The organism is Halovibrio salipaludis (assembly GCF_002286965.1).
GTDB classification, from domain to species: Bacteria; Pseudomonadota; Gammaproteobacteria; order Pseudomonadales; family Oleiphilaceae; genus Halospina; species Halospina salipaludis.
Genome location: NZ_NSKD01000001.1, coordinates 859,192 through 882,823, shown reverse-complemented (window position 1 = coordinate 882,823; position 23,632 = coordinate 859,192). Strand labels below are relative to the sequence as shown.

The 23,632-nt window shown below is 59.0% G+C and carries 27 protein-coding genes and 1 pseudogene; 9 read left to right on the top strand and 19 right to left on the bottom strand.

Going from position 1 to position 23,632, the window contains the following annotated elements; all coding sequences use genetic code 11:
- Positions 1-67 precede the first annotated feature (67 nt).
- The 3 genes from CK501_RS04295 to CK501_RS04285 form a co-directional block, all read right to left on the bottom strand.
- Positions 68-1,033 carry a zinc-binding metallopeptidase family protein gene (locus tag CK501_RS04295; RefSeq protein ID WP_095616464.1) on the bottom strand — a complete coding sequence of 322 codons (966 nt, stop codon included), beginning with the start codon at positions 1,031-1,033 and terminating at the stop codon, positions 68-70.
- Positions 1,034-1,128: 95 nt separating this feature from the next.
- Entirely contained in the window at positions 1,129-1,845 is a 717-nt protein-coding gene (locus CK501_RS04290; protein ID WP_095616463.1) for a general secretion pathway protein GspB, read from the bottom strand.
- A 9-nt stretch (positions 1,846-1,854) separates the two neighbouring features.
- A complete protein-coding gene (locus CK501_RS04285) occupies positions 1,855-3,543 on the bottom strand; it encodes an ExeA family protein (RefSeq protein ID WP_095616462.1) in 1,689 nt (562 codons plus the stop codon).
- A 245-nt stretch (positions 3,544-3,788) separates the two neighbouring features.
- Between CK501_RS04285 and CK501_RS04280 the strand changes: the two genes are divergently transcribed.
- Positions 3,789-4,901 (top strand): DUF2855 family protein, encoded by a 1,113-nt coding sequence (locus tag CK501_RS04280; RefSeq protein WP_158223039.1) that lies wholly within the window; start codon positions 3,789-3,791, stop codon positions 4,899-4,901.
- Between the two features lie 106 nt (positions 4,902-5,007).
- Positions 5,008-6,462, top strand: coding sequence for a malate:quinone oxidoreductase (locus tag CK501_RS04275; protein WP_095616460.1), 1,455 nt, complete (start codon positions 5,008-5,010; stop codon positions 6,460-6,462).
- On the opposite strand, the gene dbpA is transcribed toward CK501_RS04275, so the two are convergent.
- From dbpA to CK501_RS04230, 10 genes and pseudogenes are all read right to left on the bottom strand, one after another.
- Positions 6,449-7,831 carry an ATP-dependent RNA helicase DbpA gene (gene dbpA, locus CK501_RS04270; protein ID WP_095616459.1) on the bottom strand — a complete coding sequence of 461 codons (1,383 nt, stop codon included), beginning with the start codon at positions 7,829-7,831 and terminating at the stop codon, positions 6,449-6,451. The two genes, CK501_RS04275 and dbpA, sit on opposite strands and share 14 nt — an antisense overlap.
- 158 nt (positions 7,832-7,989) lie before the next feature.
- On the bottom strand, positions 7,990-8,979 hold the full coding sequence (locus CK501_RS04265; RefSeq protein ID WP_095616458.1) for an aldo/keto reductase: 990 nt from the start codon (positions 8,977-8,979) through the stop codon (positions 7,990-7,992).
- Positions 8,980-9,104: 125 nt separating this feature from the next.
- On the bottom strand, positions 9,105-10,346 hold the full coding sequence (locus CK501_RS04260; RefSeq protein WP_095616457.1) for a pyridoxal phosphate-dependent decarboxylase family protein: 1,242 nt from the start codon (positions 10,344-10,346) through the stop codon (positions 9,105-9,107).
- Positions 10,347-10,358: 12 nt separating this feature from the next.
- Positions 10,359-10,739, bottom strand: a complete 381-nt coding sequence (locus CK501_RS04255; RefSeq protein WP_095616456.1) for a methyltransferase domain-containing protein — start codon at positions 10,737-10,739, stop codon at positions 10,359-10,361.
- Positions 10,717-10,857 (bottom strand): hypothetical protein, encoded by a 141-nt coding sequence (locus CK501_RS16815; RefSeq protein ID WP_158223038.1) that lies wholly within the window; start codon positions 10,855-10,857, stop codon positions 10,717-10,719. The genes CK501_RS04255 and CK501_RS16815 overlap by 23 nt, the downstream gene beginning before the upstream one ends.
- Positions 10,858-10,923: 66 nt before the next feature.
- Positions 10,924-11,838: a nucleotidyl transferase AbiEii/AbiGii toxin family protein gene (locus CK501_RS04250; protein ID WP_095616455.1), complete on the bottom strand. Its 915-nt coding sequence runs from the start codon at positions 11,836-11,838 to the stop codon at positions 10,924-10,926.
- On the bottom strand, positions 11,804-12,712 hold the full coding sequence (locus CK501_RS04245; protein WP_198949376.1) for a type IV toxin-antitoxin system AbiEi family antitoxin domain-containing protein: 909 nt from the start codon (positions 12,710-12,712) through the stop codon (positions 11,804-11,806). Before CK501_RS04245 ends, CK501_RS04250 begins: the two co-directional genes overlap by 35 nt.
- A gap of 111 nt (positions 12,713-12,823) precedes the next feature.
- Positions 12,824-13,186 carry a hypothetical protein gene (locus CK501_RS04240; protein ID WP_095616454.1) on the bottom strand — a complete coding sequence of 121 codons (363 nt, stop codon included), beginning with the start codon at positions 13,184-13,186 and terminating at the stop codon, positions 12,824-12,826.
- 27 nt (positions 13,187-13,213) lie between these two features.
- Positions 13,214-13,393, bottom strand: a pseudogene (locus CK501_RS17150) (helix-turn-helix domain-containing transcriptional regulator); the annotation flags it as partial.
- A 100-nt stretch (positions 13,394-13,493) separates the two neighbouring features.
- Positions 13,494-13,703, bottom strand: a complete 210-nt coding sequence (locus CK501_RS04230) for an addiction module protein (RefSeq protein ID WP_095616453.1) — start codon at positions 13,701-13,703, stop codon at positions 13,494-13,496.
- 181 nt (positions 13,704-13,884) lie between these two features.
- Between CK501_RS04230 and CK501_RS04225 the strand changes: the two genes are divergently transcribed.
- The 3 genes from CK501_RS04225 to CK501_RS04215 all read left to right on the top strand — a co-directional run bounded on the left by CK501_RS04225 (position 13,885) and on the right by CK501_RS04215 (position 16,068).
- Entirely contained in the window at positions 13,885-14,391 is a 507-nt protein-coding gene (locus CK501_RS04225) for a hypothetical protein (protein ID WP_095616452.1), read from the top strand.
- Positions 14,392-14,629: 238 nt separating this feature from the next.
- Positions 14,630-15,511 carry a hypothetical protein gene (locus CK501_RS04220; RefSeq protein WP_095616451.1) on the top strand — a complete coding sequence of 294 codons (882 nt, stop codon included), beginning with the start codon at positions 14,630-14,632 and terminating at the stop codon, positions 15,509-15,511.
- Positions 15,508-16,068: a DUF6843 domain-containing protein gene (locus CK501_RS04215; RefSeq protein WP_095616450.1), complete on the top strand. Its 561-nt coding sequence runs from the start codon at positions 15,508-15,510 to the stop codon at positions 16,066-16,068. Before CK501_RS04220 ends, CK501_RS04215 begins: the two co-directional genes overlap by 4 nt.
- Here the strand turns inward: CK501_RS04215 and CK501_RS04210 are convergent.
- On the bottom strand, positions 16,065-16,994 hold the full coding sequence (locus CK501_RS04210) for a DMT family transporter (RefSeq protein WP_095616449.1): 930 nt from the start codon (positions 16,992-16,994) through the stop codon (positions 16,065-16,067). The genes CK501_RS04215 and CK501_RS04210 overlap by 4 nt on opposite strands.
- Before the next feature lie 58 nt (positions 16,995-17,052).
- Here CK501_RS04210 and CK501_RS04205 point away from each other — a divergent pair, with 58 nt between their 5' ends.
- A complete protein-coding gene (locus CK501_RS04205; RefSeq protein WP_198949375.1) occupies positions 17,053-17,592 on the top strand; it encodes a TetR/AcrR family transcriptional regulator in 540 nt (179 codons plus the stop codon).
- A 53-nt stretch (positions 17,593-17,645) separates the two neighbouring features.
- Here the strand turns inward: CK501_RS04205 and CK501_RS04200 are convergent, their stop codons facing one another.
- Complete coding sequence (locus CK501_RS04200; protein WP_269844182.1) at positions 17,646-18,125, bottom strand: MBL fold metallo-hydrolase; 480 nt, start codon at positions 18,123-18,125, stop codon at positions 17,646-17,648.
- A 157-nt stretch (positions 18,126-18,282) separates the two neighbouring features.
- On the opposite strand from CK501_RS04200, the gene yafN reads away from it, so the two are divergent.
- Together yafN and CK501_RS04190 are read left to right on the top strand one after the other, a co-directional pair.
- The gene (gene yafN / locus CK501_RS04195; protein WP_198949374.1) at positions 18,283-18,588 is read left to right on the top strand and encodes a type I toxin-antitoxin system antitoxin YafN; all 306 of its coding nucleotides are present in this window, start codon (positions 18,283-18,285) and stop codon (positions 18,586-18,588) included.
- Positions 18,579-18,977 carry a type II toxin-antitoxin system YafO family toxin gene (locus tag CK501_RS04190; RefSeq protein WP_095616446.1) on the top strand — a complete coding sequence of 133 codons (399 nt, stop codon included), beginning with the start codon at positions 18,579-18,581 and terminating at the stop codon, positions 18,975-18,977. Before yafN ends, CK501_RS04190 begins: the two co-directional genes overlap by 10 nt.
- Before the next feature lie 297 nt (positions 18,978-19,274).
- On the opposite strand, the gene CK501_RS04185 is transcribed toward CK501_RS04190, so the two are convergent.
- Positions 19,275-19,907, bottom strand: a complete 633-nt coding sequence (locus tag CK501_RS04185) for a hypothetical protein (protein ID WP_095616445.1) — start codon at positions 19,905-19,907, stop codon at positions 19,275-19,277.
- Between the two features lie 40 nt (positions 19,908-19,947).
- Entirely contained in the window at positions 19,948-20,940 is a 993-nt protein-coding gene (locus CK501_RS04180; protein ID WP_095616444.1) for an IS30 family transposase, read from the bottom strand.
- Between the two features lie 151 nt (positions 20,941-21,091).
- Here CK501_RS04180 and CK501_RS04175 point away from each other — a divergent pair, with 151 nt between their 5' ends.
- Complete coding sequence (locus CK501_RS04175) at positions 21,092-21,445, top strand: hypothetical protein (protein WP_095616443.1); 354 nt, start codon at positions 21,092-21,094, stop codon at positions 21,443-21,445.
- On the opposite strand, the gene CK501_RS04170 is transcribed toward CK501_RS04175, so the two are convergent.
- Together CK501_RS04170 and cobO are read right to left on the bottom strand one after the other, a co-directional pair.
- Positions 21,442-22,896: a cobyric acid synthase gene (locus CK501_RS04170; RefSeq protein ID WP_095616442.1), complete on the bottom strand. Its 1,455-nt coding sequence runs from the start codon at positions 22,894-22,896 to the stop codon at positions 21,442-21,444. The two genes, CK501_RS04175 and CK501_RS04170, sit on opposite strands and share 4 nt — an antisense overlap.
- Before the next feature lie 107 nt (positions 22,897-23,003).
- Positions 23,004-23,615: a cob(I)yrinic acid a,c-diamide adenosyltransferase gene (cobO, locus tag CK501_RS04165; protein WP_095616441.1), complete on the bottom strand. Its 612-nt coding sequence runs from the start codon at positions 23,613-23,615 to the stop codon at positions 23,004-23,006.
- Positions 23,616-23,632 lie beyond the last annotated feature (17 nt).

Below are 23,632 nucleotides of genomic sequence, written 5' to 3'. Positions count from 1 at the left end.
CTTGGCGGGTGATCGCGCCCTCAGGCGCGATACAGTAACAATTATTGGAGGCCGAAGGACACTGCCTTCAGAGCCCCTGGGCGCCACGACGCAGCCAGTTGTGCACGAAGGCCATCTTCTGGCGGGCGTGATCCGAGAGCACGAAGGGGTAGATGTCCGAAAGCCCCATGGAACGGTTCACGTGATTGACCCCCACCGTGAGCGACGCGGCGATGTGGATCAGACGCTCCGCGTCCGGCTCCGAGTACGGATCCCAGCCGGGATGGGGAATCTGCGGCGAGGAGAGCCCGGTCGCCACGAAACTGTCCGCGATGTCCGTCAGATGCAGCAGATGCGCCGCGGTTTCCGCCCAGTCCTCGTGCGGGTGGGCGGAGGCATAGCTGGTGAGGTAGTACTGCTTCCACTCCGCCGGCGGGCCATTCTCGTAGTGATACTGAAGGGAGGCCGGGTAATCGATGCGTTCGTCACCGAACATGGCCCGGAATGCGTCGAGGAAATCCTCGCGCAGACTCAGCCGCCACCACAGCATGTGGGCGATCTCATGGCGCATATGACCGATCATGGTGCGGTAGGGCTCGTCCAGCGCCTCCCGGCGCGTGGTCACCAGGACCGGATCAACCTCCGCCACGCTGATGGTCACCACGCCTTCCGCGTGCCCCATCGGCGCCGGGGTCGGCCCTTCCGCCAGCATGTGGAACACCGGCCGCGCGCCCGGGTCCTCCGGGCGGAACCAGTGCCAGCGCCCCAGGTTGTCCAGCACCCAGCGCTTGGCAGCCTCAGTCTGCGCCCAGTTCGGGACCGCATCGGGAATCGATGGATCCGGCGCCAACGCCGTCATGGCACAGGAACGACAGAACGCCCCCTCCTCCGGTGCGATCCAGTTGCACCCGATCCGATCCCGGTTCACGCAGAACGGCGGCATCGGCAGGAAGGCCCGGGCCTGAGGATCATAGGCCACAGGTGTCCCATCCGCCGTGGTGAGATTATCGAACCAGAGCGAGCCGGCACCGACCGGGTTGGCGAAAACGCGCATGGAGGAACTCCAGAAGGGGAATGGACTGCCAGAGTGCGCCAAGGATCCAGCGATCCGCAAGTAGGCCGGCCCGAAAAGCCGCCGGCAGTAACGCCTCAGGAGCCGCCCTGCCAGTCCCTCACGATATCGATCTCGAAGACGTGCCCATCCAGCCGGAAGACCACGCCAGCGGTGGTGATTTCCTGGATGACCAACCCCTGAAAGCGGCCACCTTCGCGCAGCAGCCGGTTATTGATCATCACGCTCCGGGAGGAGGGCCTGGAGGACCAGACGTGGCCGTTGAACGTCATCTCCGGCACGCGCTGCTGGACCGAGCGGGGCATGTCATGGATCGATGGCACCTCTTCCTCCGGGGCATCCGCCTTGCGGTCCGCGGAGGGGTCGTTATCTGGCGGGTTCTGGTCAGGAACCTCGGAGGAGGGGGCGGTCGATTCCATGGAGGACTTCGTTGGTTGCTCTCTGGAGACAACCGGAGCAGCAGCTGTTTCAGACGTCATGGTCTCCTCCTGCACGCTCTCCTGCCCCGGGGGCTCCGGGGCGGTCTTTGCTGTTGTCTCTTCGGCGGGGCGGGGGCTCTGTACCGGCGCCACATGCTCAGGCACCACGGCCTCGTCTTCGGGAGCGGATTCAGGCCAGACCAGGTATCCCACCACGGCGGCGTTGGCCATCAGTGCCAACGCCAGCAGATAGGGCCAGAGTTCGCGCTGCTGGCCTGGCGTGGACGCGAAGGATACCCGGTGACCGGACTCAGCCGGATCCGTGTTGGAACGCTCGGCTTCGGATTTTTTCAGGGCATCCAGGATATAGGACATGGGACTGCCTCAGCCTGACAACGGATCGGATGATGCACTGGAAAGCGTCGGAACGGAACGCCCCATGTAGTGATTCAGGCGGATGAGCGTCAGAGGCCCGACAACCCCATCGCTGCGCAGACCCTCCCGGCGCTGGAACGCTTTGATACGCGGCTCCGTTTCATCACCCGACGCCCCGACCTCAAGGGACAGCACCTCCTCCGCCTGACTCAGGGCCTGATGCAACCACAGCCCCCGGTCCCTTGTGGTGCCCGGCTCGATCAGACGCGACTGCCAGGGAGGCAGGCGCCAGAGCAGTGAATAGTCACCGAACCAGACCGATTCAACCGTATCGCGGGAGACCCATCGCGCTTCGCCGCCAACCGCCAGCCGGGCCCGGTCCTTCTCCATGGCCAGTAACGCGGCGGAAATGACATCGCCCTTACGGTTGATCAGCTCCAGCACCGCGGGCCGGTCCAGAGTCCGCAGCCGGGTCCAGTTGCCCTGGCGGTGCAGACACCCCAGTCCCCGTGTCTGCGCCCAGTCACAGGCCTGCCCGTGTTCGCCGGCACGGTAGTCATGCCCCCAGGCACTGAAGAGTGCTTCATAGGCCTGGGTCCGGGAGGCCTCAGGGCTCAGCGACCCAAGGGACAGGGGCGCCCCGGAACCCGCTCCAGGGCCGGCGTCACGCTCGACACGCCCTTCGGCGGCAGCATCCTCCTCAACCGTCAGCGCAAGCGAAGGCACCCAACCCCCGGCACTGGAGGCCACGGCCGGCGGGCTCTCGGTCACCCCCTCTGAGAGCATCAACGTGACCACGCCCGCGGCCACCGTCAGTACAAACACACCCAGCCCCAGTCTGAGCTGGGCAGCGCTCCGCCGGAGCCAGTTCAGGCTGGGGCGCCCCGCGCGCTCATCACCTCGGACCTCCCGCGCCGCTCGGCGAACGGTGGCCGCATTCACCGTCAGGGAATCGCGGGTATAGGCGCCCAGCAGACTGCGGTCGCAGATCAGATTGATCAGCCGGGGAATGCCGTGGCTGCGCCGGTAGACCGCCGCCAGCGCGCGCCGGCTGAAGATCGTGCCTTTCTGGCCCGCTACGGACAGGCGGTAGGCGATGTAGTTAAAGGTCTCCCTGCGGCTCAGCTGATCCAGGTGGTAGCGCGCCGTGATCCGCTGGGAAAGCTGGCGGAGACGGGGGCTGTCCAGCAGGGTCGCCAGTTCCGGCTGCCCCAGCAGGGCGATCTGGACCAGTTTCTTCTCCGAGGTTTCCAGGTTCGTCAGCAGTCGCACCTGCTCCAGAACGTCCGCCGAGAGGTTCTGGGCCTCATCGATCACCACCAGCGTATGCCGGCCCTCGGCGTGGGCCTTGAGCAGATAGTCGTTGAGCTGGTTGATCATCTCCATGGTCGAGTGCCGGCTGACTTCCGGAAGGCCAAGCTCACGACCAATGGTGGCCAAAAGCTCCCGCGCACTGACCTTCGGATTGAACACCAGGGCGATGTCCACGTTCTCCGGAATCTCTTCCAGGAACCGCCGGCACAGGGTCGTCTTCCCGGTTCCCACTTCCCCCGTCAGCACCACGAAACCGCCCTGCCCGGAAACCCCATACAGAAGATGCGCCAGCGCCTCCTTGTGACGCTCGCTGAGATAGAGATAGCGGGGGTCGGGCGCGATGGTGAACGGCGACTCGCGGAACCCGAAGAAATCGTTATACATGGCGCTCTGCGAACACTCGATCAACGGATCAGGGAAAGCAACAACATAACGCAGCAAGCAACGATTGTCGCGCGGGAACCTCCCACTATCCAATTCCTTCCCTTCTCCGGGCAACCTTTCCGGAAGCAATCAGCCACTCTCATGCCACGCCATAAAAAACTGAATTGGGACCAGCGTGCCAATACGCGTAGGCTTGGTGATATGACACTGGACTGCTCACCCACTGCCCCATGAAGGTGCCAACAATGACCGTTTCCTCCAACACCACCTTTGTGGTCAACCGCGAGAACCTCCACGAACACAGTGTTCTGGAACAGAATCCCATCCAGCCCGGGGACCTGGCCGAGGGCGAGGTGCTGCTGGCCATTGACCGGTTCTCCTTCACCGCCAACAACATCACCTACGCCGCCCTGGGCGATGCCTTTCACTACTGGGATTTCTTCCCCGTCGAGAAGCCCTGGGGCCAGATCCCGGTCTGGGGCTTCGCCGATGTGGCCGCATCACGGCATCCGGACGTGACGGAAGGCACACGGATTTACGGTTACCTGCCCATGGCACGCCAGCTCAGGGTCCAGCCGGGGCGGGTCAGCAAGAGTGGCTTCACCGACGTCGCCGCCCATCGCCAGGACCTTCCGGGCATCTACAACCAGTACGTGTTCACCGCCAACGACCCGGCCTACCGGCCGGAACACGAAGCCTTCCAGATGCTGCTGCGCCCGCTTCTGGTCACCTCCTTCCTGCTGGACGACTTCCTGGCCTGGCAGACCTTTTTTGAGGCGGAACAGGTGATCCTGACCAGTGCCTCCAGCAAGACAGCGCTGGGGCTGGCCTTCATGCTCAACCACCAGCGTGAGACGCGCGGCGGGCCCAGGGTCCTGACCGCCCTGACCTCCCCCGGCCATGCCGGATTCGTGCGCCGGCTGGGCTATTACGACCGGGTGGTGCCCTATGATGAACTGGAGACGCTGGATGCGGACCAGGCCAGCGTCTCCGTGGACTTCGCCGGCAACGGCCAGGTGCTTGGCCGCCTGCATGAGCACTTCAGCGATCAGCTGCAGTTCAGCTCACTGGTGGGCGCCTCCCATTGGGACCAGCGCGGTGGTGGCAAGGGCCTGCCCGGCCCCAAACCGGAGCTGTTCTTCGCGCCCAAATACTGGGAACAGGCCGCCGGGGAATACGGCACAGCCGCGCTCATGCAGCGTTTTGCAGGCCTCTGGGCGCCTTTGGTAGCGTCCATGGAAGGCTGGATGACGATCCGTGACGTGCGCGGCGCTGAGGCCGTCGCCCAAGCGTATGAGGATACCCTGGAAGGGCGCATCAACCCCGACCAGGGATTGACCCTGACGCTCGCCCCCTGACGCGGGCGCTCAAAACCTCCATTCACGGCATACCATGGCCGTGTTAGATTCATTCTGGAAACCGGGTGGCGCCACGCGCCACCGGATACGCGGACGGATAGATATTATGAACGTAGTCGTCATCGGCGCGGGGATCATGGGAACCACTTTTGCCGCCCTGGCAAAGGAAATGGCCCCGGAACTCGACATCACCATCCTGGAACGACTGGACAGTGTCGGGGCGGGTAACTCGGCCGCCTTCAATAACGCCGGGACTGGGCACGAAGCGAACTGCGAGCTCAACTACACCCCGGTGGATGAAGAGGTCATCTCGGTTGATAAAGCCCTGAAGATCCATGCCCAGTTCAATGTGGCCAAGCAGTACTGGGCTTACCTGGTGAAACAGGGCGTCGTCGAGGATCCCAGAAGCTTCATCAATCAGACCAAGCACTGCACCATCGTGCCCTCCGAGGCGATTGATCTGTTACATCGGCGCTACCAGGAGATGTCCTCGCATCATTTCTTTGAACAGATGCGCTACTCAGAGGACTTCGACGAAATCAAGAGCTGGATTCCCTACACCATGGAAGAGCGGCCCCGTCACGAAAAAATGGCGGCCACAGTGGTGGAGACCGGCACGGATATCAATTTCGGGGCCCTGACCAACCAGATTGCGGCACATCTGGTTCAGAATCTGGGCGTGACCATCGAACACGGCGTTCACGTGAAGCGGGCACACCGCAGCCCCTCGGGGACCTGGCTCATTGAAGCAGATCGCCAGGGACAGCCGGTGCAGTACAGGGCTGACGTGCTGTTCGTCGGTGCCGGCGGTGGCGCATTCCCGCTGATGAAGAAAAGCCACCTGCCCTTCCGCAGCCGCTTCGCGGGATTCCCGGTGGGCGGACGCTTCCTGCAGGCCGAGATCAGTGCCGAAGAGGCCAAACACTACACCGCCAAAACCTACGGCAAGGCGAAAGTCGGCGCGCCACCCATGTCCGTTCCGCACCTGGACCTGCGGGTGGTGGATGGCAAGCACTACCTGTTGTTCGGGCCCTTCGCCTCCTTCAACCCGATTCTCGAAAAGGGTCGTGGCTTCATCGATTACGTGCGTGCCCTGCGTGTCCATGACCTCCCGAGCCTCCTTTCGGTGGCCATGGAGCACTTCTCGCTGGTGAAGTACCTGCTTTCCGAGTCCTTCAAGGGCAGCAGGAGCATGTTCGAGGAACTGGAGAAGTTTGCCCCCGGCATGAGCAAAAAGTTCGACTGGAAACCCATCCAGGCGGGCCAGCGGGTACAGATCATCAAGGACGGCGATCTGCAGATGGGGACCGAGATCGTGGTTTCCGAGGATCACACCTACGGCACGCTTCTGGGGGCCTCGCCTGGCGCCTCGGTTTCTCCAGAGGTGATGCTGCGCTGTCTTGAGCAGATGCTGCCCTCAGCGGTCAGCACGGAACAGGCCCAGAAGAAGCGCCGGGAGATCTTCCCCGAAGACAACCTGGCAACGCTGATCAATGACCCTGAGCGGTACCGGGCGATCCGGGATAACGTGAACAAACAGCTGGGGATTAAAGGGCCCTGACCCGGAAGGAACGCCCTTTCAGCTTCCCGTCACGCAGTTTCTGCAGGGCGGGTTTGGCCGCCTCGCGTGCCACGGCCACATAGGCCCAGTTCTCGGCAATATCGATCTTGCCGACCTGGTTACCGGCAATCCCCTTGTCGCCGGTAAGGGCCCCGAGCACATCGCCGGGGCGGACCTTCTGCTTCCGGCCGCCATCAATCTGCAGCGTCACCATCGGCGCCTTGTAGGCGCGCTCCTCAAGCCGTTCAGACGGCGGCAGTGACTCGGGCTCAATGCTCAGGTTCAGTTCGGCCTCCAGCCGGGCCACCTTATGGCTCTCTTTCCCGGTATACAAGGTGTAGGCGCTGCCCTGCTCCCCGGCACGGCCCGTGCGGCCGATGCGGTGCGTGTGGGCGTCGCTGTCGCGGGCGATGTGGTAGTTGAACACCGCGTCCAGCGCGTCAATGTCCAGCCCCCGGGCCGCCACGTCCGTGGCCACCAGGATCGAGGCACTCTGGTTCGCGAAGCGCACCAGGGTCTGGTCGCGTTCCTTCTGGTCCAGATCCCCGTGCAGGGCCAGGGCGTCAAAGCCGTGCCGGCAGAGCTCATCCGCCAGCTCCCGGGTATCGCGTTTGGTATTGCAGAAGACCACGGCGGAGGCCGGTCGGAGCTGCAGCAGGAGCAGGCGCAACGCGGTCATGCGTTGCTGCTCATCCTGAAGGCGGATGAAGTGCTGGCGGATACTGCTGTCGTCGTGGCTTTCTTCCACCTGGACGCGAACCGGGTTGTGCATGTGGCGTTCCGCGACGGTCTGGATCGCATCCGGGAAGGTGGCGCTGAACAGCAGGTTCTGGCGCTTGCCCGGAACACTCCCGAAAACCGCCTCAAGGGCGGACTCGAACCCCATGTCGAACATCCGGTCCGCTTCATCCAGCACCAGGGTTTCCAGTCGGCCCAGATCGAGGGTGCGCTTGCGCAGGTGATCCTCGATCCGCCCGGGCGTGCCTACGATGATGTGGGCGCCGTGCTCCAGCGAGCCGATCTGCGGCCCAATGGGCGTGCCACCGCAAAGGGTCAGCACCTTCACGTTGGCCGTCGCCCGGGCAAGCCGGCGGATCTCCCGCGCAACCTGATCCGCCAGCTCCCGCGTGGGGCAAAGCACCAGGGCCTGAACCTGAAAGCGCTCGGCATTGAGCCGGTTCAACAGCCCAAGACCAAAGGCAGCGGTCTTTCCGGACCCGGTCTTACCCTGACCAATGACGTCCTGCCCCGCCAGGATGGGCGGCAGGCTCTGCGCCTGGATCGGCGTCATGGTCTCGTAGCCCAGCGACGACAGGCTCTCAAGCAGCGCCGGCTGCAGCCCAAGGGTGGAAAAAGACATCTGGCTCAACGTGGGTTCCTTGGCTCATGGAATGGTGGCGCAGGATAAAGCAGATCTCAGGGGCGGGACAGGTTTTCCTGCTCCACCAGTGCCATACCAATGGCCGCGCCAGGAACCTCAACCAGGCAGAGGCCGGGTTGTTGGCGACGGCCAAAGAAGACACCCCATTACCGAGCCGGAGGCGCCATGAATTCGGGCCCGACGGGATCATCAATGCAACGGGCCAGAATGTCATCGATTGCGGCCATCGCCTCACCATCCAGTGACCAGCCGTCAATCTCACCGACCGGGTCCAGCTGTTCCGGCCGCCTTGCGCCCCAGAGCGCCGTTGTCACACCCGGCTGATCCACAAGCCAGCGAAGGGCCAGCGCGAGGACATTTTTCTGATACCGCTCCCGGGCGAACCGGTCCAGCTCCGCCACGGCATTCAGGTACTGGCGATAGCGTTCACCCTGGAACTTGGGATCGTTCTTACGCAGGTCGTCACCGGTGAACTGCGTATCCTCCCGCATCTTGCCCGTCAGCAGGCCCCGGCACAGGGCGCCGTAAGTAATGGTCGCAATGCCGTTTTCCCGGCAATAGGGAAGAGTCTCCTGCTCAATGTCCCGCTCAAACAGGTTATAGGGGGGCTGCAGGCTGTGCAGCGGCACGGTCTTCTGCAGCTCGTCCATCTGCGCGGGCGTGAAGTTGCTGACACCAATGGCGCGGATTTTCCCGGCCCGGTAGAGCTTTTCCAGCGCCCGGGCGGTCTCTTCCATGGGCGTCTCCGGATCCGGCCAATGGACCTGGTAAATGTCGATCCTGTCCGTCTGAAGACGCCTCAGGGAATCGTCCACTTCCTGTTCAATGCGCGACGCACTCGCATCCCGCCAGACCTTGTCGTGATCATCGTTCCAGTTCAGGGCGACTTTCGTGGCCAGCGCCACCTGATCCCGACGACCATCGGCCAACGCCTTGCCCACAATCTCCTCGGAGCGCCCGAAACCGTAAACGGGTGCCGTATCGACCAGACCAATCCCCTTGTCGATGGCCCTGTGGATGGTATCGATGGACTGGGCCTCGTCCGTTCCACCCCACATCCAGCCACCGATGGCCCAGGTGCCGAGCCCCACGGGCGTAACCTGAATGTCTGTGTTGCCGAATGCCCGCGTTTCCATTCTTCCTCCTATTGCCTCGAAAATCAGTTGGAGCAAAGGCGGCGCTGTGAATGCGTCGTACCGTAGACATGCGAGGGAGCGCGGGTGAATTCAACCCCGTCCCCTGTTAAACCTTATGGATTCGATTATGGTCCTCGACGCAAAGCGGAAAGAGCGCTGTCCACGACACGATCCGGGTCAGCCTGTGGGTTAGCTGCCACCGAACGAAACCAGCTCTCGCCCCCAATCTGAGTCAGTGAGACAAACGCTCCCTCCATCCGCTCGCGCACCGCAGACGGAGACTCGTTACGTGGCCGCCAGAGCACAACGCCCGTTACCGGACTCCCGAAAAGCTCCAGAGCAGGCTCCTCATCAATACGGGCTGCGAGCCTCTCCGCCAACTGCATGCAGTGCTCTATCCGTGCCGCAATCCCCTGACGCCCCCAGGCCAGAAGCGTTGCAGCCAAAGGCAGCGCAGTGGAACCGTGCGAACCAAGTAACCCTACATTCGGGACGGCAAGATACCCACCCCCAAAACTGATTGCGTCGTGAGCCTCGTCAGGCCGACGGAACATCACAATGGCACTGTCCTTGGGCTGAAAAAGCCATTTATGAGCCGACATTGAGACAGAATCCGCCGCCTCGACGCCATCCAAAAGCCCCGCGTATCGGGTGAGGCGGAGCGGCCCACCCCAAGCCGCATCCACATGACGCCACGCTGCTTCAGGAAAGGCATCCAGAGGATCAATAGCACCGGCAGCAACCGTCCCCGCCATCAGAACCACCGCCGTCTCGTCCATCTCAACATCAGCAACAGCCTCGGGCTGCAACTGATGCTGACTGTTCGTGGGCACTTCATACAGATTCAGATTGAGCAGGGACGCCGCCTTGCGAATGCTGAGGTGCGCCATGTCACTGACGACAACATTCCGTATTCCCCTGAGTTCACGCGCTGCCCAGAGCGCGGTTATGTTTGCCAGGGTTGAACCGGGAACCAGATGCCCACCGTTCATACCAAAAGAGCTGGAAAGCGAGGCTACGACTTTCTCTTCGAGCTCGCGCGCCCCCTTTCCCGTATCGGTGTGCAGCAGGTTCTGATTGCAGGAAGCTGCCCAGAGCGCCCCAACCCAGGTAAACCAGGGTGTCGGCGGATCCATGTGTGCGAAGTAGCCGGGATGGCCGAGCCGGGCTGCTGAAGGGAAAAAATCACCCGCCAGGTTCTCGAGGGCAGCAATTCCTCCAATGCCCTCAGCAGGAAGTCCCTCCGACAGACGGAACGAGGGGGGCTCCGGGACCACACTGGCTTGTTCCGCAGCGTATTCTGAAAGCAATGACAGCGCCCTCGACAACGCTTCTGGCTGGAACGAGAAGTCTTCATCCTTTGACATCACAACGAGTCCCTATAAGTCTGTATCCGTTTTAGCTTCACCCACCACGCCCCAGACCTGTACCAGGGTAAAGGTAACCTGCACCCGGTCCGGATCGTTAACAGCCTCTTCTACGGCCTGAATCAGATGGTCGAGCTCCTTCTCGCTGGTCAGGCCCGCCTGGAGCATCCGCTCACGCATGGCACGGGCCCCGATGAGCGGCATGCGCATGTAGGGGTGCCGGTCCTGTAGCGCCTGAACCGATGTGCGAATCTGCACATCCTCAAGACCACACTCCTTCAGCATATGGAAGGTTCTACGTCCGATATTGATATCACCGCGCAGGGCAAACGTCCGCTCCAGAAGATCCAGAAGCTCAGCCCATATCGACTCAGTCCCAACCCGACCGGACACCAACCCGGTCCAGCATTATCTCCGCGTCCGGTTCCCAGACATGGGCCTGAACCTGCAGCCGGTCCAGTTCTTCATCGCTGGCGAGGAAATATCCCTGATCTATTGGTGTGGATGACATCCTGTCCTCCTGCTATTTGAAAGTGGTCGCACTAAGGTACTTGTCCCAAATGCCTTGATCCTGGATTTAAATAACGCTTTCCAGCTTACGCAATATCGCAGCACAGGTTCCCTGGCCGGACCTATCCAAATTCAGTTCACGCCACCGAACAGCGGGAAGCACTTCAACCCCTTCAAGCCCAAGAAGATCCCAATCCGGTTTACGCTGATAGAACGATCGAAGAAACTGTTTGTGCACGTCCGGCATATTGTTTACCACATCTGCAATTACCCGCTCCCTGGCTTCAAGCAACTGATCCAGCGCTATTTCTTCGTCAGCCATACCAGCAAAGGTCTGCGTGAAATCCTGAGTGATATCCTTCCGGACCGGGTCGAGCAGGGAATGGGGTGAATGGTCGTGACTAACCAGGTAAACGACGAGCGCAGCGCGTAGCGAGTCGCTGATTCCTTCAGTCGCAAGCAGATGGTGAACGTCAAAGAGATCCCTTGGATGCTGGCGATCCAAGGCCGCAAGAATTTTCCCGGCGTAAAGGTCATCGAATGAAAGGACCTGCGCGTCCGCAAACCCAAAGTCATCCTCCACCTTCTCTGAGACGGGCATCCGTTGGGCCTCGTAGACCGATCCCCTCAAAACAGGAGTAACCTCTACCTTAACCTGTACACCATCACGCGAACGGATGACCAGTTTGGTGATTTCATCCTGCCTCGCGGGTGAAGAGTGTGTTATCCGAGCGTCGGGCTCTGAAGACCGGATACGGGTTTCAATGCGCTTCAGCGCCGCATCAATTTCAGCCAAAGAATGGCCCCATGATTCGACAGGCAGATAGGTCAGATCGATATCCACCGAGAGCCGGGGCATATTCCTGACAAAGAGATTGATCGCAGTGCCGCCCTTGAGTCCGAAACAACTTTCCTCAGCCACATGGGGCAAGACTCGAATCAGTAACTCAACCTGACGGCGATATTGATCGTGAAATGCCATTGCCTTCCTCCCTGGCAAATTCAGCCGGTACGGTGATCTGGTATGCGGGGTCCAGCACTCCGCCCTTCACCAGCATTCGCTTCCCGGAGCCCAGATCAATCCGGCTTCGATCAATCCATTTCAACCAGGCGTGGCGCTGCCGGTCCGCAAAGAAAAAGAACAGCCGTTTCACCTTGATACTGCGGGTGGCCTCCAACAGGGGCTGCAGATGTCGGGGGCGGAGGTTGCCCAACCCTTCCATGAAGGTATCCGCCATATGGAAGGTCGCCCGATTCGGCAACTCATCCAGATACTCCAGGAAAGCTCGCTCAGGCGTGGAAACAATCAAAGGCCAGTTCCAGTGCCCCCAGGGACTGATCCTCAGACCTCCCGGAAGGGCGTTCCCGCCTCCAGCGGATGACTCAGTCAGAGAGGTTGCCCAGGAAGGCACCTCCACGGCGGGGAGAAACCGCTGCCGATTATGCACCACCAGTTCCGGTTCAATCGGCAGTTTATACACCCATCCGGGGAGTTTCGCGTCCGAATACAGATGAACCTGTAACTGCGCGTAAGGCAGATAATGGGCATAGCCCTGAAGTTCCAGCGCGGTACGCCCGCCCACTGAAACAGGGTATTCCAGCAAGGTCTGGAGGGATATTACCGCCTGCTCCCAACTCACCTCACCTCGTGGCCGGCGAAACACGCCTCGTACCGGCTGCTCCAACCACCCTGAAGCAACATACTGACTACGCAGCGCACGCGAGTAGCTCTGCTTCTCCAGCCACGCAGCATCCACCAGCAGGCCTTCGGGGAGCAAATGGCCTAGATGGTTTAGTTTTTCACTATTTTGTATAGCCATGCTTAGCAAAATAGGAGAAACATAAACCGAGGGCAAGCCTCTTTAATTATTCCCGCTGGTACCGGCTCGATGATGCGCCCAGATCAGCCGGTAATACTCGACCCCTGATTGGTAGGCGCTGGTGTTGTAGAGGTACCTCGCAGCGACTTAAAGCTTAAAGAACTCAATCATCGTCCAGGCAAGCACGCCCGAAATGACCATCGCCATATTTGCAATGAACAGGAAGATCAGGTGATAACGCTGATTTAGAGGCAGCGCCTGCACGATTTCATGGAAGTCATTACGCTTTGCCACGCTAGGGAACAGCAACCCAACGCCGTAACCGCCAAGGCGAAAGATGCCCAGGATTAAACCGAACTCGACATAAGGCTCATTTCGGGTCTCATGCACTTGCTGCTCAATGGCTTTTTGATAACGGAAGTGAAAATAGGTGGCGTCCACAAGCCAGGCGATCCCGATAGCCAGACACCCTCCAATAAGCCCTAATGCTGTCCCCTTTAAAGAACCCACGCTCTAAACTCCTAGTTTTCAGGCTTGTCAGGGTCTTTTGCGATGGCGAGCCCCATAGTTGGAAGGCTTTCTCCTCCGGCGATATACCTTGGCCCTCGCGATATCGCCAAGCGCCTTGGCGATGAAAGCCGCATCGCCATTCGCTTCTTCAAAGCATGCTTCCAGATAGGCCGCCATCTCTTCGGGAGTACGGAGATGGTCAGCTACGTCATAGCGTGTCGCCGTTGTCTGTCCCCATCAATCCACTCCTTCCTGGCTTCCACGCTCCAGCGACGGTGTTGGCCAATGGTTCTCAAGGGAGAGTAGTTCATAGTCTGCGGCGTATCCCTTCGAGAACTGTTCCAGCGTCATTTCCGGCCTGGCCGTCCTGCTCATAAGCCGACAGCCTGCGGTCCAGTTCTTCCCGCTGAGTCTGAGTCAATTGAAGCTTTTGCTGATCCTCAGCGATACTGTCCCAGACGTCTTCCACGAGCTGAATACGTTCGTCTATCGGCAAGTCTCTGATACCTTGATTCACGCAACACCTCCTGAGTCTCAACAATACCGCTCTGGAAAGATTGGGGAAATACTGCACGCAGAGACCTGCCGAAACCGAAGGCCAGGCCCTACCCGCTGAATTGACACAGCCATGCCGCCCATTACCATCACCCCGGTTAACGGTGTTTTGAATCACTGATCATTCAAAGGAATGAGCTCACATGAAATGGAAAGCGCTTGCCGTTATCTGCCTCCTGTTAATATTGGCTCCTATGCTGCAGGGGTGTTATGACACCACCAACAGAATCCCCGTCAGCATCTGGCAACACTCAGTCACCCTGCCCAAAGGCGAAATCAGCCAGCTGGGTGTCATCCAGGACAGCCTCTCAGTCCGCTTTAAGGATGACTCCAGGATCACGCTCTCCGTTATCGACTATCAGGCATCTTCCTTCCCGCAGGACCTCGCGCCCTCTGAGTTCGTCAAAGCGGTCTACGGCGAGGAGAAACCGGATAATCCGGACTTCCTTTCGGCACGCCGGGACATATTTGAAGGTGCGGAGGAGCACCAGGTCATTGAGATTCAGGAAGGCGTCAATGCCTATCTGTTCCTGTCAGATACCAGGAACACAGCCTACATAGCCGACGAACAAAGCGAGCGCTTCTTCATGATGGTGGAAGCGACGGAGCGCTCGTTCGACGACGTTATTCAGTCCATCACAAGGAGGTGAACCATGTCTGAACAGATCGACATCAAGCAAAGGGGTCGCGCCCATGTCCGCAAGGTCATCGCTGCGTTCGTGAACTAAGGCCTGGCCTCTTCTTCAGAAATTGACTGGACCAGTGGGAGGCCGGCCTCCACCTGGGCATTGAGCAGGATTGTGAGGATGCTCAGTTGACGATTACGACTGTTAATTTCTAGCCTTGCTTCGATAAAAGGAAATCCATCACGTCTAGAGGAAGGACACAATGGGCACACAGCGTCCCGCCGAACTCGGGGAGTACGAGTTCAATATCCGATCGTTTCATCCCAAAGAAAGCTTTGGATGGTCCGGCCTTTACTTTGAAGGTGATAACCGCCGTTTTTCTCTCAAACCCAGCAGTAATCGGTCTATAACATCGCGCATCTGGCACCGCTTTACCGTCAACACGAAATCCGAAGCGGACCCAAAACCTTTTACTGGTTCTGACGCCTCCAACCATCCGTGGGCGGACGAACCCTACGAATACAAAGACAAGGTGGCAAAGCCGAAAGGCAGGATCACAAGTAAGTTCTTCACGCCCTCCAGGAAGTCGAATGGTAAGAGTATTCGGCTCGACGGCGGTTATAAGGGGGAGAACCACCTCATGCCGCTCTCCACAGAAATGAAAGAAAAGCTGGGCTTCACTTATGTGCCAACGCTGAACGTCAACTACAAAATCCTGGCATACGTTGATCGGGACAATCGCCACGTGGATCTTGTCACTTATATCAAAGGCGACGGTTTCCCCAATTGCGAGGCGTTCGTGGTGGGCCCCGGAGGTACTCGCGTTTTCCTTGGCATACACGTTCGTAAGGGCGTCGCTCCGCTCAGCTTAAAAGGAAACCCGAACCACCCAATGATCGCATCCGCTGTCCGGCTTCCCATTAAGCAGGATGGCAGCTTCAGCGGGACTATTGCTGACCTTCTCTCCTCAAACCTTTCGAAAAAAGGCAGGGATTCCTACCAGAGCATCTCGGACTGGAATGCCGAGTTTGCCTCGACCAGCCCTAACAATGGTCGTTACACGGGCTATGAGGAACTGGGCTATCTCCGCAAACAACTCGGAAAATATCTTGACGATCTCTTTGACCTGGACGGCTACCTATGAGCACTCGAATCTCCTTTGCAACAAGCACCCTCACCGTCATCAGCAGCCTCTTAGCGCTGATGACAACAGGATGTTCGGCCGAGGAACAAAAGTCCGAGATTTTCCTGTTGCCTGAAGGCTACCAGGGAACCTTTTACATCGTGTACAACGTCCCTGAAGGCAAACGCCCTACCTATGAGGATGGTGCCCCGGTTTATGACATCCCGGAAGACGGCGTGCTACTCACGCAGGCGGACGTCACCCCCAGTAGCGTGAGAAGTGACAAGTTCTTCTATGAGTCGGATGACGGACTCCGGGAAAGCATTGATGGCCGCTGGACAACCAGCTTCGATGATACTCCTGAACACCGATCCGATGACCAAGTCTATATCTTTGGCGAGTACCTTGTGGAATACGGTCATTCGCAAGACTGCCGCATCTACTACAGCGATTTCTATGTGGGGACCAAGAGCCAGGCGCTGGATCAGGTTGGCGAGTTCGAGCTTTTCAGTGAGCAGGGGTTGGGCGAAACGCCCCCGGAGAAAGTTCTCGAAGTATGTGACGAAGAACGAAATTAGAAATCACATGACACCTCCGCCACCTCTTCAGTCGATTCTTCGCATGCGATTGTCTTGTCAGAAGGCGACGTCCTAGCCAGCCAAACGCCCGCAAGGCTAACGAGAAAGCCTGCAACAATCGAAAGCGTAATTGGTTCGCCAAACATCATAAATGCCCAGACCGTGGTTACCGGCGGTGTCAGATAGATCAGGCTGGATACGCGTGTGGTGGAGGTACGTGCCAGGTTGGCCCAGTAGAGTCCGTACGCCGCGAGCGTTGAAAACATAATGAACCAAAGGACTGCATAACCGAAGGCTGGCGTCATATCAGGTAGCAATCCGCCATCAAGAGCAGCTAGCGGCAGAAACAGAGTTGCAGACACGGCACACTGAACTGTTAGTGCGGGAAGCAGCGGTGTCGCACCTGCTTTAGCTTTGGCAATCAGTGTCGCCGCTACAATGCATGCCATGCTCACTAGGGCTAACCCATAGCCACCAAGCGGGGCCTGGTCCAGCCCACCTGCAACAGAGATCGACACGCCGACAAACCCAACTGCTAGCCCAACCCACTGCCTGAGAAAAACACGCTCACCCAGCACAGTACCTGACAAAGCCGCAGTAGCCAGTGGCTGCAAGGCAGCGATCAATGCAGCTGTTCCCGGCGGCACACCGAGATCAATGGCTGCAATCATGGTGGCGAGATAGCCAAACATTGCAAAGCCCCCGATTACTCCGTGCAGCCCCATGTCGCGCGGTTTCATTCGCCTCAACTGAGGTAAAGCCAGCGGAATAAGTACCAGAGCAGCTAAGAAAAACCGCCAGAACAGCACCAGAAAAATCGACGACGTCATCGACGCAAGCGTTCCGCCAATAAACCCTGAGCTCCACGCTATGACGAGCCCCGTCTCAAGCAACGGCGTGGCAGTGATGCGTAATGGCAAAGGCATAAATCACCTCAAAGTAAAACGATCGCTCTACTTGCCAAAGTAGATCGATCGTTCTACCATGTCAAACATGACGAATACACAGGAAAAAATTGCAACCGGGCTCGAGTGCGCGTTCGCTGAGCATGGCTTTGCGGAGATCGGGGTAGATGGGTTGCGTGAAGCGACGCAAGTGAGTCTTCGCACCCTGTACAAGTACTGCCCTTCGCGTGAAGACATGGTTCTGACCGCGCTGAACCATCGTCATACGCGCTATCTTTCCCACCTGCTCGAGGGATTATCTGAAGAGCCGCAGGATGCACTCGAAGAAATGTTAGACCGGATTGGCAGCTGGATGGCCGCTAACGCGCCCCAGGGGTGCCTGTTTCACAGCGCTGTGGCCGCACACCCTGACAACACGGTTATTCGAACGATGCTTGAACGACACAAGACGGAGGTAGCTGATGGCATGGTCCAAGCGACCGGCCTGGCATCGGCCCGGGACGAATTGATGTTAATACATGAGGGTGTTACGCAAAGCTGGCCTCTGATGCAGGAGCGCGCAATCAGAAGCGCTAAGATGCTCGCCCGTAATTCACTTTACGATAATGAGTCGCTTTAATTGTCAGCAACAACTCCATTATCCGGTTTGGGGGTGCAAACAATAGGTCATGCTTAAACCGCCGGCCTCCAAACATGCGGCAAAAACCGAAACCCATCCCCGTCCTCGGCCACATACCCGATTCCCGGAAAGTCCAGATGATGCCCGCCGACCAGCTCCCGGGATTCGGGCAGTTCGGCCATGATGCGGCGGCGGGTGGTGGCGGCCTGGGGTGGGTCGACGTCGAAGGCTACCGTGGCCTCGGGGCGCGGGAACTGGATGCCGGGCAGATGCACGATGTCCGTCCAGATCAGGATCCGGTCCTCGCCGGAGACGATGCGGTAGCCGGAATGGTCCGGCATGTGGCCCGGTAGCGGCACACGGGTGATGCCCGGCAGGACCTCGGAGGCGCCCTCCGGGATGTCGCCGCGCCAGTAGTCGAGCTCGCCGGCCGGAACCAGCACCCTCGCCTGCGGGAGGACGGGCTGATCGTCGGCATCGATCAGCCCGCCGACATGGTCGGGATGCATGTGGGTGATGAGGACCGTGTCGATGGTGCTGGCGTCGAGGCTAGGTTACACAATGCCGCTAGAAGCAAGGTGGATGTCTATCGTATAGATTGACACCAGACACCAGAATGCCTATCTTTTAAACAGATTCCGTGCAAAATTTTGTACGATATTATGATCGTGGCCCATGGAGGTCAGAGCGATGACAATGCATACCATCTTGGCGGAGAAAACCGTCGGCATCAGTGAGCTGCGGAGCAAGCCGGCCGAATACTTTACGGATGAACCTGTAGCGGTTCTGTCCAACAACCGGCCTGCCGGCTATCTTATTGGCCCGGAGACTTACGAAGCCATAGTGAACGTGATCAAACAATACGAGCAGGAGCACGCTATCGAAGCGCGGTTCCGTCCCACCGCCCAACGGCTCAAAGAGCTTGGTGAGCATGGGACACAAGTCACCGAGAATGCTACCGATGCGGATTTGGGTGAGTTTACTGAATGTCAGTGAGAGTTTTTACCTCTCGCCTTATTCGTCAAACCCTGCCTGAGCAAGACCTCAACGATCTTGTTCAGGATTTCAAGGCCTACAAGTCAGATTCCGGTCGACCTTCTACCTTCGGGCGCAACGCCCTTTACGACCATCCCAATACTTACCCACCGGTGAGACAGAAGGAGGTCGGGCACATCCATCTGGCGGATCCGTCTTACTGGCCAGTACGCGCCCTTCAGTTTAATCGCACCAGTGATGAGCACCTGGTCTACTGCCAGGGTATTCGTGACAAAAACTGTTATCTGTTGATCCAACTCCTTAGTCCTGATGCACACGATCAGGCTAGGAACAACAACATCATGGCAGTGATTGCGAAAGAAGCTGGTAAATTTCGTAACCAGTACTAATGTCACGGCCTCAAGCGGGGCGGAAACATCAAACCTAGTGCCAAAAGCATCCCTGAATACGATCAGAACCTGTTTCAGGTTGCCATCACTGAACACGCGTGATGCCCGGCAGGACCTCCTTCGATAATTTCTGCTGTGGGCGCCGCATCCGCTTACCGGACTGGTCAGTAGCGATCACTGCCGCCCCTCCCTAATAGACCCCTTCCCTTGCGTCTTCGGTGGTAGTTGTCCTCTCTGTCAGCCAGGGGAGTCCCTTTGGCCTGTCTTTGGTCCTTGTTTTGTTTGGTTCTTCGCAGATCAGCGTGAAACAGGCGCAATCTCCCGAAGCAAGTCTTCCCGAGATTTCTCAATGAACTTGAATTTGGCCAACTCTCGGGCCATGTCGTCATCATCGGAGTCCAGACTTTTCAAGTAAGCATTCAGCTCATCTTCAAAAGCCTCATCCCCTGCCAACCGGAGCGCGAGAAGATAGGTCTCTCTTCTCCCATCTGGCGTGTCGGAATCAACTTCAATATCCTCGATGAGCTGTCGGTAACACTCCAAATTCTTACCGTCACTTTTTCCGGTTGCTTCTTGGGCCATGCACAGTGAGAGACGGTTCTCAGGATGGGGCTGAAGCTCAACCGGACGCTCCGTTGCTTTAACGATACCCTCGACTTTGCCCATACGCTTCAGGATATTTATCCGTGCGATATAAGCCGAGACATAATCTGGATCAACCTTCGTGGCACGTTCTGTCAGTTTAAGGGCTTTTTCCAGCTCCTCGCCCTGACCATGCTCTACCATAAGCTGTTGTGCCTCCTTAACTAGGGCTGCGGCGCTCTTATTAGGTTGATCGGCGTCTTTATCCTGGTCAGCGGAACAACCGAGCAGAAACGCAATGATGAAGGCCTGTATGAGCAGGCGACGAAACAGCACAGTACTGGTCATTGGCCTCTACCCTTTAGCTGGATTTCCTTTACTCCTAGATTCAAGTAATAAATGCAGCACCACCCGTATCCAGTGCTCCTGAGTATTCGCCCCAGAACACTTCCGCCGGTGTGCGATAACCAAGCCGTTTCCGGGGTCGGTTATTCAGTTGCTTTACGGTTGCCCGCAGCGCTCTGTCAGAGAGCTTCCGGAAGTCCGTTCCTTTCGGGAAATACTGGCGCAGCAGCCCGTTGGTGTTCTCATTCGTGCCCCGCTGGCTGGAGCGGTACGGATCGCAGAAATAGGTCCCGACACTGAGCGTTTGAGCGATCCTCTCATGGTCCGCGAACTCAAATCCGTTATCCAATGTCAGCGTGCGCACCGCGCCTCTTATGGGGCGGAACTGGCGAACGATGGCTTCTGCTGTCGGCCTGGCTTTGAGCTGCACAAGCCGTTCAGCCAGAAGGTAACCACTGCGCCGCTCCACCAGGGTGACAAGGCCCGATTGCTTATGCCCGTGAAGCACGGTTTCGCCTTCCCAATGGCCAAGCGTATCGCGTTTATCAACATCACCTGGCCGCTGCTCGATCCCAACCCGGTTGGGAATGCGCCCGAGCCCGGCACGCTTGGCCAGGTGGCGCTGGTAACGCCGTCGCCCCGGCTGGCGGCAGTAGCGCCACAGATCGCCGCCAGTTGCCTTATCCCGGTAGATCAGTTCATAGATCCACTGGTGGGAGATCAGCCTGCTCCCGGCCCGACGTATGAACCCGATGATCTGCTCCGGGCTCCAGTACTCACGCAGGCGCTTGCTCACCCAGATCATCAAAGACCACGCCCGTTTGCTGGCTTTATGGGCCTTCTGACGTCGATCCCTGCTGATGCACTGAGCCTGTTCCGGGCAATAGCCACTGGCACCGCTGTTGCGCCGAATTTCTCGGGAGACCGTGCTACTGCTGCACCCAATCGTCTGGGCTATCCAACGAAGGCTGCACTGGTGCTGCAAACCGGCCTCAATCTGGTATCGTTGTCGCTGGGTTAGTTGTCGGTATCCCATCTGCTCTTCACTTTGGTCGGTAAAGGCGATGAGGGTACCGGCGGCGGCCCTCCTACCTCTACCCGGCTAAACCAAAGTGCTGCAGTTATTATCTGAATTCAGGACCAAAGACCAAAACTCTGAAGATCGAAGAAATCGGGGAGATCCAAGAATGAGGTTCTGGACTCTGTTATTAGTCCTTTTTCTCGCCGCGTGCGACGGCCAATCCAACGGTGAGCCAGCTAAAGCTCCCCAGGCACCAGATACTGTTTCTGAAGAAGCGGTCTGGGTGGGGGGCCGTGATGGCGGTGTCTTCGTTGAACTCTCCGAAACCGAACAAGGTGGTATCTATACCGGTTCGATCCGCTATGGACATAACGGTGAACTCTGGTATCAGGGGAAGTTCAAGTATACCGGTGACGAACCTTTTGCTCTCGACAAGCAGTCCAGTTTTAAAAGCTGGGATGGGACAACTCTGTACCTAAGCAACCAGGAACAATTGGTTGCTATAGAGTCGGATAATTAGGCATCTGAAATTTTCTGAAATAAAGCCTCGGACCTAAGGTTCGCCGTCACTGCCTCGGCCAACCGATCCAACTCAGACAACCGATGCTGCTGGTAATCCGTTTCTGCGTATTGGTTGGTGAGGCCCGCCCAAGACAAGAGAGTGTCGCAAGCCGCCGCTTCATCGAAGACGCCGTGAATGTAGCAACCGGCTATGGCCTGGTCGTCACTGACTGACCCATCCGGCCTGCCCTCAATCGAGACCAACGGCCGCTCCAACGCACTCCCGGTCGTCACCCCGTTATGAATCTCATACCCACTCATCGGCGCGCCGCTTTCCGCAAACACCCCGGTCACACGCCGAAGCTGCTTGCCTTCCACCAGCCGCGTTTCCAGATCCAGCAGGTTCAGCCCTTCGGTTTCACCGGGCTCCCCTTCAATCCCGTCCGGGTCCGCAATGGTCCTGCCCAGCATCTGGAATCCCCCACAGATCCCGAGCACCTTGCCGCCGTAGCGCAGGTGGCGCTGGATGTGGTCGTCCCAGCCCTGTTGCTTGAGCCATTCGCGGTCGGTGCGGGTGCTCTTGCTGCCGGGGAGGATGATGAGGTCGGCGCCGGGTTTGGGCTGGTCGGGGCCGATGAACTGGAGGTTCACCTGGGGGTGCAGGCGCAGGGGGTCGAAGTCGTTGTGGTTGCTCATGCGTGGCAGTGCGGGAACCACGACGTTGAGCGCGCCCTCTTCGGCGTCGGTGCCGGTGAGGCCGACGCTGTCTTCGGCGTCCAGGATCAGGCCCTGGAGGTAGGGGAAGACGCCGACCACGGGTTTGCCGGTGTAGTCTTCGAGCCATTCCACGCCGTTGCCGAGCAGGGCCGGGTCGCCGCGGAAGCGGTTGATGAGCAGGCCGGTGACGCGGTCGCGTTCGGTCTGGGAGAGCAGTTCGAGGGTGCCGACGAGCTGGGCGAAGACGCCGCCGCGGTCGATGTCGCCGACGAGCAGTACGGGGAGGTCGGCGGCTTCGGCGAAGCCCATGTTGGCGATGTCGTTCTCGCGCAGGTTGATTTCGGCGGGGCTGCCGGCGCCTTCGACGATGATGACGTCGTACCGGGCCTTGAGCGCTTCCCAGGCGGCCATGACGCTGTTGCGGGCTTCGGCCTTGAAGCCGTGGTAGTCGACGGCGTCCATGTTGCCGTAGACCTGGCCGCGCAGGATGACCTGGGCGCCGCGGTCGCTCTGGGGTTTGAGCAGTACGGGGTTCATGTCGCTGTGGGGTTCGATGCCGCAGGCCAGGGCCTGGAGGGCGGTGGAGCGGCCGATCTCGCCGCCGTCTTCGGTGACGGCGCTGTTCAGGGCCATGTTCTGGGGTTTGAACGGGGCCACGGACACACCCTGGCGGTGGAGCCAGCGGCAGAGGGCGGCAACGATGGTGCTTTTGCCGGAGTCCGAGGTGGTGCCCTGAACCATCAGCGACTGCATGAAGTAATGTCTCCGTTGTGCGCGTTCTGTGTAGGAGCGAGCTTCGCTCGCGATATCGCTTGCAAGCAAGCTCCTACGGGGTCAGGAAATCGCGGGCGTGCCCGCTCCTACAGTTCGACGCCTTTCTGGGCTTTGACGCCGAGGTCTTTGAAGGCGTGTTTGACGATGCTCATGTCGGTGACGGTGTCCGCCAGTTCGATGAGTTCCTTGGGCGCGTTGCGGCCGGTGATGACGACGTGCTGCATTTCGGGGCGGTTCTGGAGGTCGTCTAGGACCTGGTCGAGATCGAGGTATTCGTAGCGCAGGGCGATGTTGAGTTCGTCGAGCAGGATGAGACCGTAGCTGTCGTCCTTGAGCATTCGGGCGACTTCTTTCCAGGCGTTTTCGGCGGCTTCGACGTCTTTTTCGCGGTCCTGGGTGTCCCAGGTGTAGCCTTCGCCCATGACGTGGTAGTCAACGTTGGGAACGTCGCGGAAGAAGCGTTCTTCGCCGGTCTGCATCTTGCCTTTGATGAACTGGACGATGCCGACTTTCATGCCATGGCCTAATGCGCGGGTGACCATGCCGAAGCCGGAGGAGCTTTTGCCCTTGCCGTTGCCGGTGTTCACTACCAGAACGCCCTGCTCTTTCTGGGCGTTGGCCATGCGCTCTTCCATGACCTTCTTCTTGCGGGCCATTCGTTGGGCATGGCGCTCGGGGTCTTTGGCGTTCTCTCTCATTGTTCGATCTCCAGTTG

Coding starts and splice junctions, on each gene's coding strand:
- CK501_RS04295 (WP_095616464.1), bottom strand. CDS start 1,033: ATGCGCGTTTTCGCCAACCCGGTCGGTGCCGGCTCGCTCTGGTTCGAT.
- CK501_RS04290 (WP_095616463.1), bottom strand. CDS start 1,845: ATGTCCTATATCCTGGATGCCCTGAAAAAATCCGAAGCCGAGCGTTCC.
- CK501_RS04285 (WP_095616462.1), bottom strand. CDS start 3,543: ATGTATAACGATTTCTTCGGGTTCCGCGAGTCGCCGTTCACCATCGCG.
- CK501_RS04280 (WP_158223039.1), top strand. CDS start 3,789: ATGACCGTTTCCTCCAACACCACCTTTGTGGTCAACCGCGAGAACCTC.
- CK501_RS04275 (WP_095616460.1), top strand. CDS start 5,008: ATGAACGTAGTCGTCATCGGCGCGGGGATCATGGGAACCACTTTTGCC.
- CK501_RS04265 (WP_095616458.1), bottom strand. CDS start 8,979: ATGGAAACGCGGGCATTCGGCAACACAGACATTCAGGTTACGCCCGTG.
- CK501_RS04260 (WP_095616457.1), bottom strand. CDS start 10,346: ATGTCAAAGGATGAAGACTTCTCGTTCCAGCCAGAAGCGTTGTCGAGG.
- CK501_RS16815 (WP_158223038.1), bottom strand. CDS start 10,857: ATGTCATCCACACCAATAGATCAGGGATATTTCCTCGCCAGCGATGAA.
- CK501_RS04250 (WP_095616455.1), bottom strand. CDS start 11,838: ATGGCATTTCACGATCAATATCGCCGTCAGGTTGAGTTACTGATTCGA.
- CK501_RS04225 (WP_095616452.1), top strand. CDS start 13,885: ATGAAATGGAAAGCGCTTGCCGTTATCTGCCTCCTGTTAATATTGGCT.
- CK501_RS04220 (WP_095616451.1), top strand. CDS start 14,630: ATGGGCACACAGCGTCCCGCCGAACTCGGGGAGTACGAGTTCAATATC.
- CK501_RS04215 (WP_095616450.1), top strand. CDS start 15,508: ATGAGCACTCGAATCTCCTTTGCAACAAGCACCCTCACCGTCATCAGC.
- CK501_RS04210 (WP_095616449.1), bottom strand. CDS start 16,994: ATGCCTTTGCCATTACGCATCACTGCCACGCCGTTGCTTGAGACGGGG.
- CK501_RS04205 (WP_198949375.1), top strand. CDS start 17,053: ATGTCAAACATGACGAATACACAGGAAAAAATTGCAACCGGGCTCGAG.
- yafN (WP_198949374.1), top strand. CDS start 18,283: ATGACAATGCATACCATCTTGGCGGAGAAAACCGTCGGCATCAGTGAG.
- CK501_RS04190 (WP_095616446.1), top strand. CDS start 18,579: ATGTCAGTGAGAGTTTTTACCTCTCGCCTTATTCGTCAAACCCTGCCT.
- CK501_RS04185 (WP_095616445.1), bottom strand. CDS start 19,907: ATGACCAGTACTGTGCTGTTTCGTCGCCTGCTCATACAGGCCTTCATC.
- CK501_RS04180 (WP_095616444.1), bottom strand. CDS start 20,940: ATGGGATACCGACAACTAACCCAGCGACAACGATACCAGATTGAGGCC.
- CK501_RS04175 (WP_095616443.1), top strand. CDS start 21,092: ATGAGGTTCTGGACTCTGTTATTAGTCCTTTTTCTCGCCGCGTGCGAC.
- CK501_RS04170 (WP_095616442.1), bottom strand. CDS start 22,896: ATGCAGTCGCTGATGGTTCAGGGCACCACCTCGGACTCCGGCAAAAGC.
- cobO (WP_095616441.1), bottom strand. CDS start 23,615: ATGAGAGAGAACGCCAAAGACCCCGAGCGCCATGCCCAACGAATGGCC.